The sequence below is a fragment of the Klebsiella sp. PCX genome (assembly GCF_021869705.1).
Taxonomy (GTDB): Bacteria; Pseudomonadota; Gammaproteobacteria; order Enterobacterales; family Enterobacteriaceae; genus Klebsiella; species Klebsiella quasipneumoniae.
Genome location: NZ_CP091527.1, coordinates 3272249 through 3291769 on the forward strand (window position 1 = coordinate 3272249; position 19521 = coordinate 3291769).

Genomic DNA, 19521 nt, shown 5'->3' on the forward strand with positions numbered 1-19521 from the left:
GCCAGCCGGCCCCTTTTTCATTTCGCTAAGCAACACTGCTTATACTTTTTACCGCTGCCGCACGGGCAGGGATCGTTACGTCCGACTTTCGTCTCATTTCTTACCGGCTGCGGGACCACCTCCGGCTGCGGATTCGCCATCCAGTACTGGTAAAGCGCCAGCGCCGCCGGGGTGATACGCTCGATACTGGCGATAAATTCATCCGCCGTCAGATTATCCAGCGCGGAAAACTGTTCTTCGCTACCGTGAAGCGCAATCGCCTCCAGCTCAGGCTGAAGTTCAGCGGGTAGCGTCGACCAGTCGCTCAGCGCCACGCCGCGCAGATAGCCAAAACACCACTCTTCAACGATGGTTAGCTCCTGACCTTCCGCTTCGCGGGTGCCGAACAGCGGTTCGAACTGATCGGGATAAGACTCAAGCCGTTCGGCGATATCGCTCATATGCTGCAGCGTCAGATTGACAAAGCGATCGCGCTCGCGGTCGTTGGCCCAGCGTGGCACATTATCTGCGCCACCCCAGATCGCCAACAGCCACTGGGCGGGTTCAATAGCGGTGGGCGCCGAGAGGATCGCCGTCAGCAGGCCATCCAGTTCAGAGACATCCAGAATAGCGCCTTCGGTGGCGTATTTCGCCAGCGTCTCGTCCAGCCATTCCAGTTCGTTTTCGTTTAAGGGTCCGGTATTCATTCACAGGCTCGCATGGTAAAAATCGGGCCTACAGTAGCCGAAATGCCGGCAGAAAGCCACCCGGCAGCGCCCATTGCGCCTGCGCTGACCCGACACAATCAGGCCAGCCCTTGCAGCGCCGCCGCCACGTCGCGACAGGCCTCCTCCCCTAACGGCAGCAAGGGGCGGGGAAGCGAGTCAGGGTCGCACAATCCCAGAATGGCCGCAGCGGCGGCGACCACCCGCAGGCTGCCGCCGTAGCGGTCAAAGCACCGCCAGAGGGGCGCCAGTTCCTTATTCAGTGCCGCCACCTGTTCCGCGTCGCCGTGACGGATGGCTTTTACCAGCGCCAGTGAGATCCGGGGAAAGAGTCCGCCGCAGACCGAGTACCAGACCTCACAGCCGGCCTGCAAGCCCGCTGTCGCCCGGACGTCACCGCTCACGCCAAGCGTGACGCCGCAAGGCAGATGACGACGCAGCGCCGCCACCCGTTCGCTGGCCTGTGGCGCGGGCAGACCGGGAATTTTAATCGAGGCGATGGCCGGTAAGGCGGCAATACGCCCCTGCAGCTCATCCGATAACGTCACATGGGTGGTACGGGGATTGTCATACAGGCAAACCGGCACCGAGGCATGCCGGCAGACCTCCTCGTAAAAAGCATAGATCTCCTCCGCAAACAGCGGCTGATAGGACATCATCGGCAGGAGCAATGCATCCGCCCCGGCCTGCTGAGCATCCTCCACCAGCCGCAGCACCTCGCTGGTGGCGATGGCGCCGACGCCGACCATCATCGGGGTCGGCCCGGCATGCGCCTTTGCCACCTGCACGACCCGCTTGCGCTGCTCACGACTGAGATAAGCGTAGCTGCCGGTTGAGCCTAAGATGCCCAGGGAGTCGACTCCGGCATCGGTAAGACGAGCAAGAATACGAATAAACGCTTTTTCATCGATATTTTGCTGATGCAGCGGCGTCAACGGAAATGCGCAAAGCCCTGTGAACATGATGCCTCCGGCAGGCTGGGAGAAGTGTCCGGACGATAGTAGCAGGGAGAGATCGTTTTGTCCTGGGACAAATGAGCGATTGCCGGTGACAATGGAGTGGTTCCCCACTACGTGGCGTTCCTATTCGCGATATTGCCGCTGTCAGCCCAGGCATCGATAGCCACCAGTTTCTGCCGAGGATATTCAACGACGCCGTTCCCTGCAGTCGCTATTTTTTGCTGCATTGCCAATCTTGAATCAATTTGCCATAAGACCGCATGATTGATGTTGTTATATATAAGCAGCAATTAAATAAGGTACCACTACGGCTTCAAATGGATAAAAAATGGCAGATGACAACCAGGAAAAATATCTAAAAATATGATTAATAAAGTCAACGTATAAAATATTACTGGGTCGACCTGGAGATCCTCACGCAACTTCTGACAAGCCGCTTGCAGAATCAACACAACTTCTTAACGCATCGCTGATAAACAGTGACGAGTTCAAGGGATTAACAACATCCAGAATGGCATTCGAGAATATGTGTCTCCCGCCACATTGTGTATCAGGGACGGAGACTCAAGAGCGGTTGGCTGTAAAGCACATTGTGTCGCCAGGAAGCCATTGTTTAACATCGCGGACACTGAAAAAATTCAATCTGAAAACACCTCTCTGCCTTTTGACTGGATTTTTTCCTGCCCCGCGATGGTCATCGATTGCCTGAGGGACGATTTTCACCCATCGCGATCCCTCGAACCGTTTAGGCGTATTACGTCCGGGCAGTAAAGAGGTTCAGGAACATATTAAAAAGCGCGGATGGCAAGCTTTTTGTCATTTGCTGCAGATAAGAGATCAATCTTGTAAAGGTGCCCCCGGCATTAGTCGCTGAACTGGCTCAGCACACGACGAACTTCTATCTGTTAGCTTTTTCACTGCGGAAACCCTCTCATATTCAGCTGGAGAGCATCGCTCCTGGGGACAATTATTCGCTATATCGTTTTACTCCAGAGTCTGAAGAAAAATTTACCGGCAAATTCCCTTCGCTTACGGATGAGATGGTATTTATATCGACAGTACTTTCTTTCAACCTCGAACTATAGAGACGGTTTCAACGCCGGTCCGCTGTCTCGTCTTGTACCCACTCGCTTCCTCCCTGCTGGCCTGGGGGAGCGAGATCGTCCCGAACGCCTTATCCCCCACCCGTTAAGCCGATTATCCACGGCGACCCGGACCTGCTTCACTACGGTAAGCTTCTATGCCAGAAGTCTGTGCCAACCACAGACCTTGACTTCAAGCCTCTCCTTGCCCGGAGTCAGAACGCCATACCGTATCATCAGGCGCAGGCTTAACCAGTGACAATAATTCGGGTGTAGCGCAAGATGGACAAGAGAAACAGGATGACATGTCGTGATGAAGAGGGATTTAAAAACAAAAAAACCACCCGTAGGTGGTTTCACGACACTGCTTATTGCTTTGATTATTCTGCTTTTATCCCAATGGTACCCGGAGTGGGACTTGAACCCACACAGCGCGAACGCCGAGGGATTTTAAATCGTGCGCTTTTAATGTCATAATCAAAGGCTTATGATCGAATTTCATAACAAACTTTTTTAGCTTAGCTATAGTTATCAAATGGTTATAGGTTATTAAACAGTTTAATTATGAAGGAATTGTCCATAAATTTGTTGGAAACTCGTCATAGCAGTTTTTTATAGTAGGTCTCAATTTCCGCAACAACCTCACCTCTAACGTTCGCTTTGGATTATGTAGAAGTCCTGCGCAAACAGCGTAAACCGTTGTTATTGAATACTTCATCTTATACAACAATGATCGTTTTTCTGAATCTGCTGGACTGGATTATGTTATAAAGGAGGTTAAATGGCTTGTACCAGCTGTAGAGTCTTTTAAGGTAATTATATCTCTGAAAGTTAATTATATTTTTTAGCGCTAGATAATAAAAACTACCCGCTCATTTTTTTGTGTCAGTTTCTGATAAAACTGAACGTATCTCGTCACCTACGAAGTCAGATTAAGACTAGACACTTGAGTTCCATAAGGAAAATTTATTCGCACCTTAATTCCTTCCTCAATGATACAGACTATGGTGGTGACGGTTCCTTCTATACAGACAGCAGGGCAAGTGCCATTAGTTACGTAACGGGTGTAGCTTTTGTGAGAAAGATCGCAACTGACATTTAGGCTTCATACTTCGCCTATGAAAATTCTAGTGTTATAGTATATTTATGTTGTAATGTATTTGATATTTTATGTAATGTACTAACAGTTACTTATTGAAGAGGGTTGGAGATGGATTTTTCAGAACTAAACATACAACGCCTTTTTGGTCAAGAGGCGGCTGAAAGTGAAGAAATAGATCGACTAAAAGAATACTATTTTAAAGGAAAAATTTATTCAAAAGTCATTGTTGACATTCCTTTAAGAATATTGGTTGGGCATAAGGGAATCGGTAAGTCGGCTTTATTTCAAATTGGCATGGATGATGAAAGAAATAATGGGCGGTTAACTTTCATTATAAAACCAGATGATATAGCAGGTATTGGCGGTAAAGATGAGGATTTTTTATCCCTCATTACTCGTTGGAAATTAGGAATAAACGAAATCATAACTAATAAGATTATGACCTACTTCGGTTTATTCGACGAGGACAAAAGCATAATACATAAAGCATTGGGGGCGGGTGTAACTCTATTAGATGTTTTGAGTGAAACAATCAATATCAAAGATAAAGTTGATTTATCCAGGATAAACTCCGAAATAAAAGCCAAGGCAATACGTAATTTTTTAGACACAAACAAAGTTTCAATTTATATAGATGATCTTGACCGAGGATGGCAAGGAAGATTAGAAGACATACAGAGAATCTCCGCACTACTTAATGCTGTGAGAGATATTTCCAGTGAAAATCGTGGTGTGTATTTCAGGGTAAACTTGAGATCAGATGTTTATTTCCTTTCAAGAACATCGGATGAGTCTACCGATAAAACTGAAGGCTCTGTTATTTGGTTCGACTGGTCAAACCATGAAATATTTGCACTTCTGATAAAAAGGGTTGCAACATATAATGGACATTATGGTGTAAGTGATAAAGAACTTCTACAAAAAAAACAATCAGACTTGATGAATTACTTAACAGATATAATTGAAGATAGATTTACAGGAAGAGGTAAGTGGTCTAATGCACCCATGCATAAAATTTTAATGTCATTGATTAGAAAAAGACCTCGAGACCTAGTAAAGCTTTTAACCCTCGCTGCTAGGCAGGCTCAGGATGATGAATCCCCAATAATTAAGACGAAACATTTGCAGGCAATACTAGATGAATATTCTCAAGGCAGATTACAAGATACAATTAATGAATTTGTATCTGAATTACCAGATGTCGAACGCTTAATACTGGGAATGAAGCCCTCAAAACGACAACTTAAAGCATCAGAGAATTATAACTACTCTACGAACTCCTTGCTGGAAAAAATAAAATCAATAGAACAACAAGGCATATTCAAAGGAAGAAACAATAAAACTCTATCAACAAAAGAATTAGCAGCATTCTTATATAAAATAGGTTTCATTACAGCAAGAAAAGTTCTGCCAGACGGAACAATAGACAGAAAATACTTCGAGCAAAATAGATATCTTTCCAGCAAGTTTGCTGATTTCGGCTATGATTGGGAGGTACACCCTGCGTACAGATGGGCATTGCAGCCAGACAATATTTTTGACCTTCTTGATAGCATAGATTAATATTCACAAAGTATAGATAGAGGGATATCAGAAATACCTATAAGTCTAATTTGTAGATAATCCAAGTTCTAATAATATCAATGTCCGCTCCATGCGGACATTTCAATCAGTAAGCTGTCCGCAAAGTGGCAATAGCGAACATAACAAAAACCCAAGTTGTACTTACCAATGGATCTAGACGCAATAAATATGAATGCAAGGTTATAACATTAATCACAGGATAATAAATTAGCAATTAATACATATAATCAAAAGGCAGAATAATGAGCTGCGCCAATTTATCCTGCCTAAAATCCTTTGAGAGTAGCTTTTATTCAGGGCTCGCGCTTTATTTCAAATTCTTTATATAATGCATGAGCCTTCTTTTTCCTCTCTTCAATTAATGGGGCGTAAACACAATGATAGTATTCAGATGTAACTTTCTTTAATCTTTCAGCGACATCTAAAAGTAAATTATTTGCTATCATGAAACTGGCAAGATTTACTCTAAACTGAGTTATAGAATTTTTTTTGGTTATCGGATTAACAACATAGGAATATTCATACTTTTCGAGTTCAGAAATATGAAAACTTCCAGCCGCGGCTTCGAGTATCGATTCATCTAAAAATTCATCATGTAGGCGCTGCCCTCCTCTCATCAGTGGCAAGAGGTCAACTCCAATCTCTGAAGAGATTAACGCAACCAATTGCCATGTAACTTTCTCGTTTTCTGTTTTCTCAGCATATAGGCACATTTTTTTTATTTTACTAATAATAAAATCGCACACTTTATTCAGTTCAGCTTCTGCAATAGCCGCCAGGCCTAACCTTTCGAAATATTCGATGGATATATATTTCTGGAAGGCATCTTTATCTATGTAATGTAAAAAAGTCAAAACATTATCGAATTTATCATTAGACAATAAGTTTTCTGTAATCGAATCGTAAAATTGTTTTTTTATTTCTTTGGGAAGGTTGCTTATTGTATAAGCGGCATGATATTCCTGTACTGACTTATGGAGAAATACATACCGGTCTAAACCATCCTGCTGAATTAAACAAGTAATATTAATGATATCATCTACAAACGCTTCGTATTGTTTTACATCGAAACTAGCAGCGCTTAAGGATTTTTTCGCATATTTGGTAAGTGATAATGTGTCAAATTCAAAAACTTCATCTCTCATCGAAAAATAGCACAAGGCAGAAAAACACCATAGCGAATCATCTGTGTTAAGCGTTGATTTACGTTCACGAGCCCAAGATTTCATCCTATCATGTTTAAGATAAAGTGTAATGTAAAGCTTGTTATAAAACTCAACAACGTTACTGGGTAACTCATCCCAATATGGATAGCATACATATAAAAGGTTTATCAAGATGGGTGTTTTGAGAGTTTCTTTGAGTTGTGGGTTGTCTCTAATTACACTTGATAATTCAACAAATTCAGATTGATTTGATAATACTTTTAATATTCCTAGTTGACTTTCCTCGTCCAACTCTTTAACTAATAGGTTACTAATGGATGTCTCTCTGCACACTTCAGTTTCTGGACGGCTTGTAACTATAACGGGGCAATTATATCGTATATTCAACTCTGTTATCTGAGAAAGCATTTCGTACCTTGAGTTAGCTTTTACTTCATCGAACCCATCAAGCATTAAAACAATCTTTCCGGATTGTAGAAGCAATTCAACATGATTGTTGGTACGATTTATATCAACACCGAGTGACTCAAGTGTTGATTTAAAATATTCTATCAATGTCCCTTTTTCAATTCTTCTTAACTCTATAAAAAAAGGGATTCTGTTATTTAATCTAATTTCATTTTGAAATAACTTTCTTAGTATGGTGCTTTTACCTTGGCCTGCGATACCAATAATATTTAAAATCCGTGAGTGTGTTATGATGCACTCATTGTCAACTATGAATTCATCTTTATTTGATACGTTTACAATTGTTAACGGGAAGTAGATATCATCAAGCAAGATATCATGTTCTCGTTGGTGGAGCGTTCTCATGCGTAGCGCATTAGACACATGTTTCTCTATATATTTAGACCTTATTTCAGGTTGGTCTAATTGTTCAATTATCCCAATGGCCTCCTCTGTCCCTTTAAGCCATCTAGAAGAGAGGAGTTTCTCGGTCATGACTTTTACCGCTTCGCCTGTACCACTAATAACTATTTGATTAAGTAATGGGTCCATGTTTTTTTCTCATCAATATTTTTTTTACCATACATGAATCATGGGAGAATTTAAACCTATTATTGAAAAATATTTGCAACTGCCACATCGTCCAACACCTTACCATATCTTGGCACAAGCACTTTCTCCGTAATTTTTACAAATTCATTTCTGCTGCCCTGTTAAATTAGTGCGGTACATGCTTTCTTTGTTTACTGAGAATTCCACGATAAAATATCCATTTTCTATCTGTTGAACAATCCGTGTGATAAGACCGGAGTAAAAGAGTTTATCGAAAGTTAGGCCCCCTCTACATAGAATGATGCTGAACACGGAACAAACGCGGTTACACCCCTCAGTCCGGGTTGTATAGCTGGAACGTTCGCTCATCGCCTTCCTGCGTTGAGACATCACGGAAGGCCGTCACATAATGCTCTATCCACTCGTTAGCTTGGCGAGGTGACCATATCCAGTTAACTTTTGCGAATTCACGAATAAACCCGGAGGTTGTCACTGCACGGCGACCATTTGGCTCAATAACTATTGCGTGACGCCAGGCCTTTTCGAAATCTGAGTTCCGCGGCATAATTTCACTCTCACAATAACTATATTTATGCACAGTATTATTTTTCAGAAATTTGATCAATGCTTTTTATAGCTATTGATTAAGCGCACCGGTACTGTGACAATTAATTTGTTTATTCATTTCCATTAAATCAGAAAGCTGCTTTCTAAGCTCCTGCACTGACGAAACAAGATCAGCAATGATGGCTACATAGTCCACGTTCATTACCTGAAACTTTTCCCCATCGATCTCCTGTTCACATCCCATGAAGGTGTAAGTTGTGTCCACGGTGTCAGCCTGCTGCGCGATAAATCCCCTGCGTCGCCGGTTTTCTCCTTTCATCTGATACTCGCACACCCCTAACCTTCCAACGCGCTGCAGCGCATTTTGAGGAGCTTCCGTAAAACCCTCTTTCAGCCGCACGTCTGATCCAGTGGTCATGACGTCACCTTTCCCGGTGGAGATGGTGCCACCAGCCCGAAAAATCCATGCGTCAGTGCGTCCGAAACCATCCGCGTACAACACCAGGCGATGCTCATTGCCGACCTGCTCTTCCATGTACATCTGAACGTAAGCGCCGTCTACGTCACCATATGCCCCACGCCCGGCCATCAACGAGCGTACCGGGTTGGAGGTCAGTTGTGTTCCGATGGATGGGTTGGCTGGCATGGTCGATGATGCAGTGATCCTTCCGTCCGTTACCCAAAAGCTTTGCACCTGCGCGTTCAGGCGGTTCTGCCTGTCGTGGATGAGGCGCGCGGTATAGTCCGCAGTGCTGTTGTTGTAGTGGAAGTCAATGTAAGGTGTCGACATAGACAGCTCAATTGCCTGCGTGAGAAGTTTCCCTTTCGATGTATTGTCAATGCTGCCACCAGCAGCAAGAGGCCCAGCCAGCGTGACCTGCTTGTTCGTGCCAATAACGAGAATGTCCTCTACCGTCGATGATGGCGAAACGGTCGCTGTGTTCGTGCGCTGGATCCTAAACGGCGTCCCGCTGCCCACGGCAATAGTCCCGCCCTGACCACTCTTTTTCAGCAGCGCAAGATCTGAGTTCTTGCCCAGGTAGATCATTGCGTTGTCAGCAGTACAGTTAATATTCCCGTTAACCTTCATCCCTGCACTGAACGTCTGAACGGCGGTGAAGTTGTTCTCTGCTCCGCGCTGTGCTGCGGTATCCAGTGAGCCAATCACCTTGTTCCAAGATCGCACGGTCGCGGTGGTGCCGTCCTGCTTCGTGATTGTCACGTCACCAACGCCGAAAAAGATCTGATCCTGATTGGCTAGGTCTGTGTAGTATTTGCTGAAAGCGTTGTGAATGTCCGCCGCGAGTTGGTCGCTAATTGTTGCCATTTAATATCGGCCCCCGAAGGGGCCGCCTCCATTAGCTGAATGAGTTGCTATCGGTGCGGAAAGCCGTGGCGGTGATATTCTCAACCGACACGGTGTAGTCGGTCACTGCATCACGACCGCTGGCTTTGATGAAGAAGCTAACCTTGTTGTTATCCGCATCAAGGCGTGCAGCGAAGCGAAGCTCATAGGCCGTAGTACCAAGAACAATGTTCCCGGCGTCTACGTAAATGCGTCGCGTAACCTGCTGGCCGCCGATGTTGAAAGTAACGTCAATGGTGTACCCGAGCTGATTGTTACCGTTGCCGTATGTCTCACAAACCAGCGTACATGCGAGTACGACAGTCATGCTGTAACCGCGATTCTGATAAGCTCCGTTACGCTGCACGGTCTGGTTGCGGCGAAGCGTCAGGCTGTCATAGCCCTTCGCCACTGCAATATCACCTATAAAAGCGTCAGCTTGCACCGTTCCCTTGAAAACACCGCTATTCGCCTCAACCCTGCCGCGCACGATCACATTATTGAACTGCGAGCTGCCGTCTTTGCCGATGCGCCAGCCCTGCGAGCCATCCACGAAGTTGTTAGACTTGATCTCGTTGCCGATCTTCGCGTTGGTGATCGAACCGTCGCGGATCAGCGCTTCCTGCATGTACGCCACGCCGTTCTGAACCACGAACGGGTAAGTTTTGTTCGTCCCGCCGGTGTACACGGCGAAGGTGTCGGCCATAACCAGGAACTGAGATGATCCGCTTGCGTCGATCCCAAGCTGAATACCAGCGATGCGCGGGTTGCCGCCGCCGGTGTCAGTCTGAACTTTTACGCCCCACTGCGCCGACAGCTTGCCGTTGATATCCGCAACCGCCGTTGAGGTCTGCTGTACGGTGGCGCTCATGCCATCCATTGACGCGTTGATCGTGTCGATCTGCTGCGCCGTTGCAGACTCAAGATCCACCACTGCCTTGTTCGTCTGCGTGATGGCCGCCTGGTTGTCACCGATTTGCGCGCGCAGTTGCTGGAAGCCGTTAGCCATCGCCAGCCCGTTCGCCGCTGTCGTCTCGTTCAGGCCGTCAATCGCCGACTCGGCATCGTCAACGCGGGAAGTGATGCTATTCAGCGCCGTGGAGTTGGCGGTGATCTTCCCTTCCGCGTTGGTAACGCGGGTAGTCAGCTGAGATACGGCTGACGCACTGGCCTTCGTGTCGACCACACCGGACAGGTCGGAAAGGTCGCTGTTCAGCTTGGTGATGGCCTGCCCCTGAGTGGTCAGGGTGTTGCCCTGCTGGGTAACTGTCGACTGCAAGCTGGTGATGGCGTTGGCGTTCGCCGTGATCTTCCCGTTCGCAGTGCTGAGGTCTGCGGTAAGTTGAGTGATCGCCGTACCCTGCGACGTGATCTTGCCTTCCGCCGACGTAACGCGAGTCGTTAGGTTGGTGATGGCCGTCGCGTTCGCTGCGTTGTTGATTTCGTCGGTGACGTCCACAAAGAAAATGTCGTCAAAGTAGAAGTTACCGGCAGTCAAAAGCACGTTAATGCTGAAAGTGATGTTTTGATCGCTTGCTGGCACCCAATCGCCAGTAATGAGAGTCCAGCTTGTCCCTACGTTACTTTGCGAGTATTCGACCTGATGAATCGGGCCAGTGCCGGTGTCGGCATTGCCGATCCTGAACTTGTTATTACCTTGGTTTCCGATGGTCGTATTTGAATCGCGGCGCATGTATCCGCCGTAACGGTAGGTGCGGCCTTTCTTGATCCCGAGGATGACCTGAGACACGGCCGCGTTACCGCCAGGAAGCCCGCGCATAATATATGCGCCAGTTCTCGGCGATTGAGCCGCATAGATATCCGCGTAAGCGTTAAAGCCACTCCAGTTATCAGTGCCACGCTCAAAACCAGAGTTTGCAACCATGTTGTTGGGATTAGTAGCCAGTGCTACTGCGTCATTCGTCAAGCTGGATTTCAGCTGCGTGAGAGCGTTCGCCTGCGCTGTGATATCTTTCCCGTTCTGCGTCACGGTGCTGGTCAGCGTGTTTAGCGCGTCGCTGTTCGCCTTGATCGTCACTTCTTCGGTAATGTCGTAAACCTTGAAGGAGTCGATCCAGATCTCCGCGTTTGTAGGGTGGCAATAGAGACCAAAAGCCGCCCCATCAACGCCTGTCGCCTGGCTGAGATCGGTTTCCCATGTCAGAGTCTGCCAGCTGGTCGTAAGAGTAAAGTTCTTATCTGCATAAGAGCCTTCTACGCTGCCGTTATAGTTCCAGCGACGCATTAGCAGGTTCATAGCCCCGCTTACACCCTTAGCGCGCACGACATAGCGGTAGCGGCGCTGCCCGTTCTGCGGGATCGGCTTCTTGTTGTTGGCGAAGATGCCAGGCGAGTTGCCGTCGGTGCGAACCATGCGCACGCCCACCTTGCCGTCGCCATAGTCGCCGAAAGTCACCTTGCTGGCGTTCTGCACGTTGTAGGCGGTGTCGCCTTGCAGGAAGTCGAAGTTCTGAACGAGGTTTTCACCGGTGCGGCGATACGCCTCAAGCCCATTCGTAAGCTGGGTGATGGCTGTACCCTGGCTCTCGATCTTGCCTTCTGCGGTGGTAACGCGGGACTGCAACGCGTTTACCGCGCTGGCGTCGGCCTTCTGGCTCAACGTGCCGTTAATGGTGTTGATTTCGCCGGTTAGCTTGGTGATCGAGTCAGCTTGTGCGGTGATCTTGCCTTCCGCCGTGCTCACGCGGCTGGTCAAGCCGGAGATGGCCGAAGAGTTCGCGTCGGCGGTGGTCTGCGCTGCGTGCGCGTCGGTAACGTCGGTGATCACCAGATCGTCGATGTACAGACGATACCCCGGGCCGCCAGCGGTGCCGCGAGTGGAGATCCACAGACGGCCGCGAGTCTTCTGCTTGCCGTCAATCGCCAGCTTGCCGGAGAACTTGACCCATTTACCACGTCCGCCGCCAGCGGTCAGCGCTGCCTCATTGATGGCAAAAGCTGTCGGCCATGCTGCGGTGCCTGCTGCGGTGCGAACGATCATCCCGACGTTACAGCCCCAGCCATCCGGCGGCGTCTCGCCTTCCGGCATCATTGCCCAGCACTCATAGCGATAAACGGCGTTTTCGCGGATGGTGGTTTCATAGCCGAACTGCTTATCAGAGTTGCCGGTTTCACCGTCAGCACGGCGACACTTAAGCGACTTCGAACCGCTGAACGCGTATTCAGTGGTTACGGCAGCATTGGCCCCGCCGATGGTCTGCCCATCTGCGTATGATTCAAACGACCCGTCCACCCATGGGTTGCTGTTCGAATACTGCTTAGTCTTGAGGCTGTTAGTAAGGTTGGTGATCGCGTTGCTCTGCGACGTAATGTCGTTGCCCTGCTGCGTTACCTTCGTGTTCAGCGAGGTGATCGCGTCGGCGTTCCCTTTAATGTTCGTCTCGTTGGTGATATCGACCACATAGACGTCGTCAAAGTACATCACGCCGGTTTTAAGAAACGCAGTAAGCTGGAATTTTGCGACGGTGTTTTTTGACGCTGTCCAGTCCATGGATACGTGTTGCCACATATTGGTAAACGGCCCGTAATTGACACCGGCCAGCAGGTTATCTGAACCGTCAGCAATGCGGAATTTAGTGTTAGCAGGATCTTGAATCTCGGTTCCTGCGTTCTGTCTTGCGAACACCCCGAAGCGGTAACGGCGGCCTTGTGTAACCTCAATGCTTTGGCCGATTTTGACGCCAGCGCCAGCATTCATTCTAAGGATTTTCCCTCCAGAATGCGGGTTAGTGGCATCAATAACATCTGCTAGATCCGACCACCCATCAAAAGCAACCTGTCCGCGTTCAAACGAGGCGTTTGCCAGCAGGTTCCCCGGGATCTTGCCTTGGGCATCCATGGCCGACTCGGTGTTGATGATGCTGTTGGTAAGCTGGGTAATGGCCGTCCCTTGAGAATCAATCTTGCCTTCGGCAGTCGTGACCCGGGTGGTGAGCGCAATCAGCGCCGCAGCGTCGGCTTTAGTGTTGACGATGCCGGTCAGCGTGTTGAGGTCGCTGGTCAGTTTCGTGATGGCCTGGCCCTGAGACGTGATCGAGCCTTCCGCCGTGGTGATACGGGTGGTCAGCTGGGTGATCGCTGTGGCATTGGCGTCTGCCTTGCCTTCTGCGGTCGCTGCTGCGGTGACGTCCCGAACGCTCCAGTCAGTGGCGTACCAGACAGAGCCGAAGTCCGGGCCAGTCTGCGCGATTTGCAGGAACGGTCGGAAATAACCCTTCGCCGCATGCGTGGCGTTAGCCTTGAAGCGCCAGGTGGTGCGCGTCCACTGTGCGCCGGTTGCTGCGGAGATCTGGCCGCCATTCGCCTGCGGTGAGCCGATACCAGAGGCCACGCTAGACGCTGTCCCGATGTAGTGCTGGAACGGCGCGGTGCCGGTGCCACATGCAGCCAGTACAGACAGCTCAAACACCTGACCTTCACGGCACGGGATGTTATTCATCACCGGCACGTGATCGCGGTACTGACACTTGATCGCCCACGCGTAAGGGCATCCCCCCGGAACGCCTTCGGATGCAGTGGAAACTACGGTCATCCCCATTTGCGGGTATGCCGGGTCTACCGTCGGGTTCGGGATGAGGTTCGCGGCCTGAGTCAGCCCCCCCTTGAGAGAGGAGTTGATTGTAGTGATGGACTCAGCCTGTGAATCAATCTTCCCTTCTGCGGTGGTGACGCGGGTGGTCAGGTTCGTGATCGCCGTGGAGTTCGCGGTGATCTTCCCGTTCGCCGTCGACAAGTCGCTGGTCAGCTGGGTTATGGCGTTACCCTGCGCGGTGATCTTCCCTTCGGCAGAGGTGACACGGGTGGTCAGTGACTGCAACGCGTTCGCATCGGCCTTGTTGTTCAGCGCGGTGTTGATGTCCTGCACTGAGTTGTTCAGCGTGACAATCGCGGCGCTGTTCGCGTCAACCTTCCCGGAGGTCTGCTCAACCTGAGAAGAGAGGATCTGCGATGCGGATGCAGCCGCCAGCTGACCGGCACCACTGAACAGCTGATCAACGTTGTCGGAGAGTTTGAGCCCGAAGTTGATAAAGAACTGGCCGGTGATCTGTGCAACCACAAATTCCAGCGTGTTCCAGCCCTTCTTGAGCACCAAACTATAGGTGATAGTCCCAGCACCGAAGGTGGCTACCTCTGCCCCGTTGATGTACAGGCGCGCGGTGTCGTCCACGATGCGTGAGCCAGGAGCAATTGCGATAGTCTTGTCAGCTGCGACATACACCAGCGACTTCGCATACGCGATTTTGTAGTCGCCGTAAGTCAGGAAGTCCAGTTTTGCAGCGTCGGCCATCTCAGACACGGCCAGCGGCGGAACGCCAGACAGGTCGGACAGTTTCGGGATGTACCCGCTACCGCTCACCTTGATGTCGAAGACCTTGGTCAGCCAGTACTTCGCTTTCCCGTTCTGCGCAGTGTTCTGCAAATCGGTGATAGCCTGCCCCTGCGACGCCAGCGTATTCCCCTGCTGGGTAACAGTGGTTGCCAGCTGCTGCAATGCGCTCGCTTCGGCTTTGGTCGCCATCTGACCCTGCAAGGTGCTCACGTCGCCTTTGAGCTGGGTGATCGCCTGGCTGTTGGTGGTGATGGCACCCTCTGCGGCGGTGACGCGGGTAGTCAGCCCGGTGATCGCGCTGGCGTTGGCGTTATTCCTGATTTCTTCTGTCACGTCGATGAAAAAGACGTCGTCGAAGTAGATTTCACCAGCGGTGAGGATCCAGTTGACGCTATACAAAATCGTCATGTCGCTGGAAGCGGTGAAGTCCTTGGTGAACAGCGTCCAGTTAGTGCCGACGTTGGTGGCGTTGTACAGGAGTTCGGACAGCGGGCCGGTACCAGTATCAGCGTTGCCTAACCGGAACTTGTTATTCCCGGTGGTGTTCGGACTCATCGCCATGTCGCCGGAGCGCTTGACCCAGCCACCGTAGCGATAGGTTCGCCCTTTCTGAACGTTGGCGACGTTCTGGCCGATGGAGGCAATGCCGCCAGCCTTCCCGCGAAGGATCATAGAGCCGGATTTAGGCACCTGTGCTGCGTACACGTCGGAATAGGCGTTAAAGCCAGTCCACGCTGCCGTTTTGCGCTCGAAGCCGGTGTTCGTCAGGAGGTTATTCGGGTTAGCGGCCAGTGCGATAGCGTCGCCGTTCAGCGTGCTCTCAAGCCCGGTGATAAGCTGGCTGTTCGCCGTCACGCGCCCGTCAATGTTTGTCACATCAGTCTTGAGCTGGGTGATGGCGGTGGCGTTCGCCGTGATCCTGCCGTTCGCGTCGGTCAGACCGCTTTGCAGTTGGGTGAGTGCCTGCGCCTGCGCCTGATTCTCACTGGTCAGCGTGTCGAGGCGCTGGGTTACTACCGCCTTGTTCGCGTTGTAGTCGGTGCGCAGGGTGTTGACGTCGCTGGCGATCGCCTGTTCTGCGGTAACGCGTGTCTGGCGCTCGTTGTAAATGATGCCAGTTACCAGCTTCGCCGGGTCGGTTCCCTCATAGTTGCCGCGTAGCTGAACAGCCAGCGTGTTACGTTCCGCAGCCTCTGCAGAATCCGCAGCGGTCATGGCAGTCTTGAGATCCTGTATCTGCGCCTGCGAAGCGCCAGGTGTCGGACGGCCTACTGCCAACCAGTCAACGGCGTAGTAGTTATTGGCATCCTGGTTGGTAGAAAAGTCCAGACGCAGGCGGCGCAGGGTGCCGGATGTCGCCCACAGCAGATCGGGAAGCGATAGAACAGTCACGCCGGTTGCCGGGTCAAAGTCAGGTGCCGGGATGGTCAGTGAACGGGCGTCAGTCCAGCCTGTTTCCTCAGCTCCGATCCAGTACAGTTTGCCAGCCCATGCAGGATTGCCTGTGCGCTTCATGCGAAGCCGCATGTACTTGTAGCTGCGCGCATCGATCGCCAGCGGGTTCGGTGAGCGCATCGTTGACGTTGCGCCAGCCGGGTAGATCCAGCCGTCTTGATCGACCGGCAACAGGTTGGTGTTGTTGTCGTTCGATGCCCAGCCTTCAGGACCGTTGTCGAAGTACCAGATCGCGATACTGTCGAACTGCTCGCCAGTGCCAGCGGAGATGGAGGCCATCTGCTGCGCCAGGCTGTCGAAACCGTCCTGCATCGTGGTGTTCGTGGTGCTGATCTGCGCTTCAACTTCGTTCTTCGCCGTCAGCAGATTGGCCGCAGCCTGCGCCGCAACCGCTGCATCGTCAGTCTCAGCTTTGGCGATAGCGTCCGCGACGTCACTGGCCGCCTTATTGGCGGTGGCTATATCGCCAGCCTTACGATCGAGGATCTCCTGAGCAATAGCCCCGGCGTTAGCGGCGCCAGCGTTCGCAGCATCGGTGATGTCCTTCGCGTTCTGCCGGATATCAGCAAGCTGGTCGTTCAGCTGCTGCTGTTGCTGCTTGTTGGTTGCTACAGCGCCGTCAGCAGTCACCTGTGCAGCCTGTGCGGCATCCTTAGCAGCCTGCGCGCTGTCTGAAACCTCTTTAATACCGCCAGTTAGCTCTTCGTAGGTATCCGTGTCTTTAATCGCATCATCGAGTTGCTGGTAATAGTCATCGACGTTATCGCTGGACATTCCATGCACCCAGCCGGTCCATGGCGAGGCATTACCGAGGCGGTCGATCAGGCGTGCGCGATACCAGAACTGTGTGGCAATCTTCAGCCCCATCTGCTGGTACTTTTTACCAGGATACGCTAAATCGGTCAGCGGCAGCGCGCCTTTACCGTCCTGATCAGGACTGTACTGCAGCTCAGTGCGCTGGGTATCCTCCGCCCCCTCAGGGAACTCCCAGCGGATCTCAATTCCCGCGGTCAGTGATGCCGTCGTTAACGCCAGCGGCGGCAGCGGTTCACCAACTTTCCCGGTCAGGGTCTTCTCTTCGGAATACGCCCAGCCGCTCGAAATCTCCGCCGCATTGATCGCGCGGACACGCACCAGATAGCGGCCGGCATAAATACCGCTAACCTCGAACGAAGTGGTTGAGTTACGTGGCACGCTGATCCAGTTTCCCTCATTTCGTCGCCACTGCGCCTCATAGGAAATCGCACCGCTGACCGCTGACCAGTTGACCTGCATCGTTTCGACGCTGATCCCCTGATTTACGACCGAGCGGGATGTGATGACAATATCGTCAGGAGGTGACTGGTTGCCCGCCGGCAATACGCTAACCGGACGCTGGTCGATAATAGCGCCGGTATCGATGCGGGGAAATTTATCCGGGTCATGTGCCACGCCGGTAATGGTGAGCGTGCCGTTATTGTTGTCCTTTACACCAATGACGCGGTACTGCTGCGGCACCAGGTCAGTATATTCGACGATCCAGACGCACTCCGCCTCTAGTGCCTCACTGTATGCCGTTGTAACCGTCACCTGCCGACGACCGTTTACCGACTGAATGGTCCGTGCCTGCGAAATACCCGATGGCAGGTTCAGATGCAGGCGGTCGCCCTCTTTTGCATCGATATCACGATCAAGCGTGATTACGCGTCCATTCACCGCGCTGATACGACCACCATTAACTCGCCCGGCCAACCGTTCGTCGCCCAGCCCAATGATGTAACCCGGCTGCGGGATCCTGCCGTCCAGCCCGACATCAATTTCGACCATGCGGTCCTTATTGTTGGTCAGGATCCCCCACAACCCTTTACGATGGGCTTCACTCTGCCGCGTACAACCAATGGCCGTGACTTCCAGCTGGTTAAAACTGTATCGGGAAACCAGTTCCGGGATAAATGCGGGCTCCATCGCATCGGCATAGGCGTTATCCGGATCAGACCAGGAAACCAGCGCGTTGGTGTAGCGGGCCTTACTGGTGCTACTGGAATATCGCGGGCTACCAAGAATATTTGCGCGCGTATAGTTGAAATCGACATCACGCGGCATATCGGCCTGAACGATAATCTGCTCACCACTCCAGCAGGTCATCCCCCGGAAAATAGCAGCGAAATCGCGCAGTACGGTGTAGGCGTCGTTACGCTCCTGAACATAGACATTGCAGATATAACGAGGCTCCATGCCATCGCCGCCCCTGCCATCGGGAACTAACTGATCACAATACTGCGCAATCGGGTAGAGCGCCCATTTGGAGATATTCGCGCTGGTCAGACGATCGCCAAGACCGAAACGATCAGAGACAACAATGTCGTAATAAATCCATGCCGGGTTATCAGTCCATGCCCATTTGAAGCCCCCTGTCCATGTGCCGATATATTCGCGCGTTTCCGGGTTGTAGTTATCCGGGACACGGATAACACGCCCACGCGGCTCGCAGGAGATTTGCGGGATGGAACCATTGAACTGGCTGGAGTCGAATTCGATGTACAGCAGCGCGGTGTGTGGGTAACGCAGCTTCGCGTCAATAACCTCGGTGTAGCTCTGCAGCGTCATGACGTCGCCGATTTTCACGCTGTTCGCGTCCGGCGATATCTTGCGAAGACGCAGCGTCCAGGTGCTGCCTGCCTGCGGTAAATCGATGCGGTGGCTACGTTCATACCCGGAAGTAGTTTTGCCGGAGACGGCGGTCTCGAGTACGGTCTGCCAGGCTCCGCCATCCGTCTGTAAATCGATGGAGTATTTAACGGTATTCCCCACCACATCGCCGTCGTCTTCCTGCTTCATCAGGGAGGGCCATTTCAGGCGGACGCGAACGGCAGAAAGCTGGGTATTCGTAAACGTGTGGGTCCAGGCGGTCTGGCTGGAAACTTCCGTCCCTACGCTAATTTCATTCTCGGTACCGGGAATACCCTGAATATAACTCTGCGCCTGCGTGCCAGGACGAAACTCCCAGGCTACTCCGCTGAAGTTTTGAGAACCATCGGCATTCTCAAGAGGAGTACCGTCGAGATAAATATCTTTCCCGGTTAAACCACCCGCAAATTCACCCTCACCCAATGCGATAAGAATTTTGGCTTTTGCTACAGACTGTAAATCGTCCGGCTGTTCTGTAGGTGTACGTTGGCTTGAACTGCCACCTTTGCGCCCTTTAATGATGTTATTTGCCATATTACGT

The 19521-nt window shown here is 51.0% G+C and carries 7 protein-coding genes; 1 reads left to right on the forward strand and 6 read right to left on the reverse strand.

What is annotated here, in order from left to right; all coding sequences use genetic code 11:
• Positions 1-17: 17 nt before the first annotated feature.
• Together GQR96_RS15625 and GQR96_RS15630 are read right to left on the reverse strand one after the other, a co-directional pair.
• The gene (locus GQR96_RS15625) at positions 18-686 is read right to left on the reverse strand and encodes a YecA/YgfB family protein (RefSeq protein WP_004203454.1); all 669 of its coding nucleotides are present in this window, start codon (positions 684-686) and stop codon (positions 18-20) included.
• A gap of 98 nt (positions 687-784) precedes the next feature.
• The gene (locus tag GQR96_RS15630) at positions 785-1666 is read right to left on the reverse strand and encodes a dihydrodipicolinate synthase family protein (RefSeq protein WP_049116942.1); all 882 of its coding nucleotides are present in this window, start codon (positions 1664-1666) and stop codon (positions 785-787) included.
• Positions 1667-3955: 2289 nt separating this feature from the next.
• On the opposite strand from GQR96_RS15630, the gene GQR96_RS15640 reads away from it, so the two are divergent.
• On the forward strand, positions 3956-5410 hold the full coding sequence (locus GQR96_RS15640) for a P-loop ATPase, Sll1717 family (RefSeq protein ID WP_040188715.1): 1455 nt from the start codon (positions 3956-3958) through the stop codon (positions 5408-5410).
• A 314-nt stretch (positions 5411-5724) separates the two neighbouring features.
• Here the strand turns inward: GQR96_RS15640 and GQR96_RS15645 are convergent, their stop codons facing one another.
• The 4 genes from GQR96_RS15645 to GQR96_RS15660 all read right to left on the reverse strand — a co-directional run bounded on the left by GQR96_RS15645 (position 5725) and on the right by GQR96_RS15660 (position 19514).
• Positions 5725-7596 (reverse strand): NACHT domain-containing protein, encoded by a 1872-nt coding sequence (locus GQR96_RS15645; protein ID WP_102040321.1) that lies wholly within the window; start codon positions 7594-7596, stop codon positions 5725-5727.
• Positions 7597-7930: 334 nt separating this feature from the next.
• Positions 7931-8161 (reverse strand): DNA polymerase V, encoded by a 231-nt coding sequence (locus GQR96_RS15650; protein WP_072040506.1) that lies wholly within the window; start codon positions 8159-8161, stop codon positions 7931-7933.
• 72 nt (positions 8162-8233) lie between these two features.
• Complete coding sequence (locus tag GQR96_RS15655; RefSeq protein ID WP_102040320.1) at positions 8234-9490, reverse strand: tail fiber domain-containing protein; 1257 nt, start codon at positions 9488-9490, stop codon at positions 8234-8236.
• Positions 9491-9521: 31 nt separating this feature from the next.
• The gene (locus GQR96_RS15660) at positions 9522-19514 is read right to left on the reverse strand and encodes a TipJ family phage tail tip protein (protein WP_225557331.1); all 9993 of its coding nucleotides are present in this window, start codon (positions 19512-19514) and stop codon (positions 9522-9524) included.
• Between the last annotated feature and the right edge of the window lie 7 nt (positions 19515-19521).

Bases quoted from the DNA above. Each gene is read 5' to 3' on its own strand.
- GQR96_RS15625 (WP_004203454.1), bottom strand. From the start codon at position 686: ATGAATACCGGACCCTTAAACGAAAACGAACTGGAATGGCTGGACGAG.
- GQR96_RS15655 (WP_102040320.1), bottom strand. From the start codon at position 9,490: ATGGCAACAATTAGCGACCAACTCGCGGCGGACATTCACAACGCTTTC.
- GQR96_RS15645 (WP_102040321.1), bottom strand. From the start codon at position 7,596: ATGGACCCATTACTTAATCAAATAGTTATTAGTGGTACAGGCGAAGCG.
- GQR96_RS15640 (WP_040188715.1), top strand. From the start codon at position 3,956: ATGGATTTTTCAGAACTAAACATACAACGCCTTTTTGGTCAAGAGGCG.
- GQR96_RS15650 (WP_072040506.1), bottom strand. From the start codon at position 8,161: ATGCCGCGGAACTCAGATTTCGAAAAGGCCTGGCGTCACGCAATAGTT.
- GQR96_RS15630 (WP_049116942.1), bottom strand. From the start codon at position 1,666: ATGTTCACAGGGCTTTGCGCATTTCCGTTGACGCCGCTGCATCAGCAA.
- GQR96_RS15660 (WP_225557331.1), bottom strand. From the start codon at position 19,514: ATGGCAAATAACATCATTAAAGGGCGCAAAGGTGGCAGTTCAAGCCAA.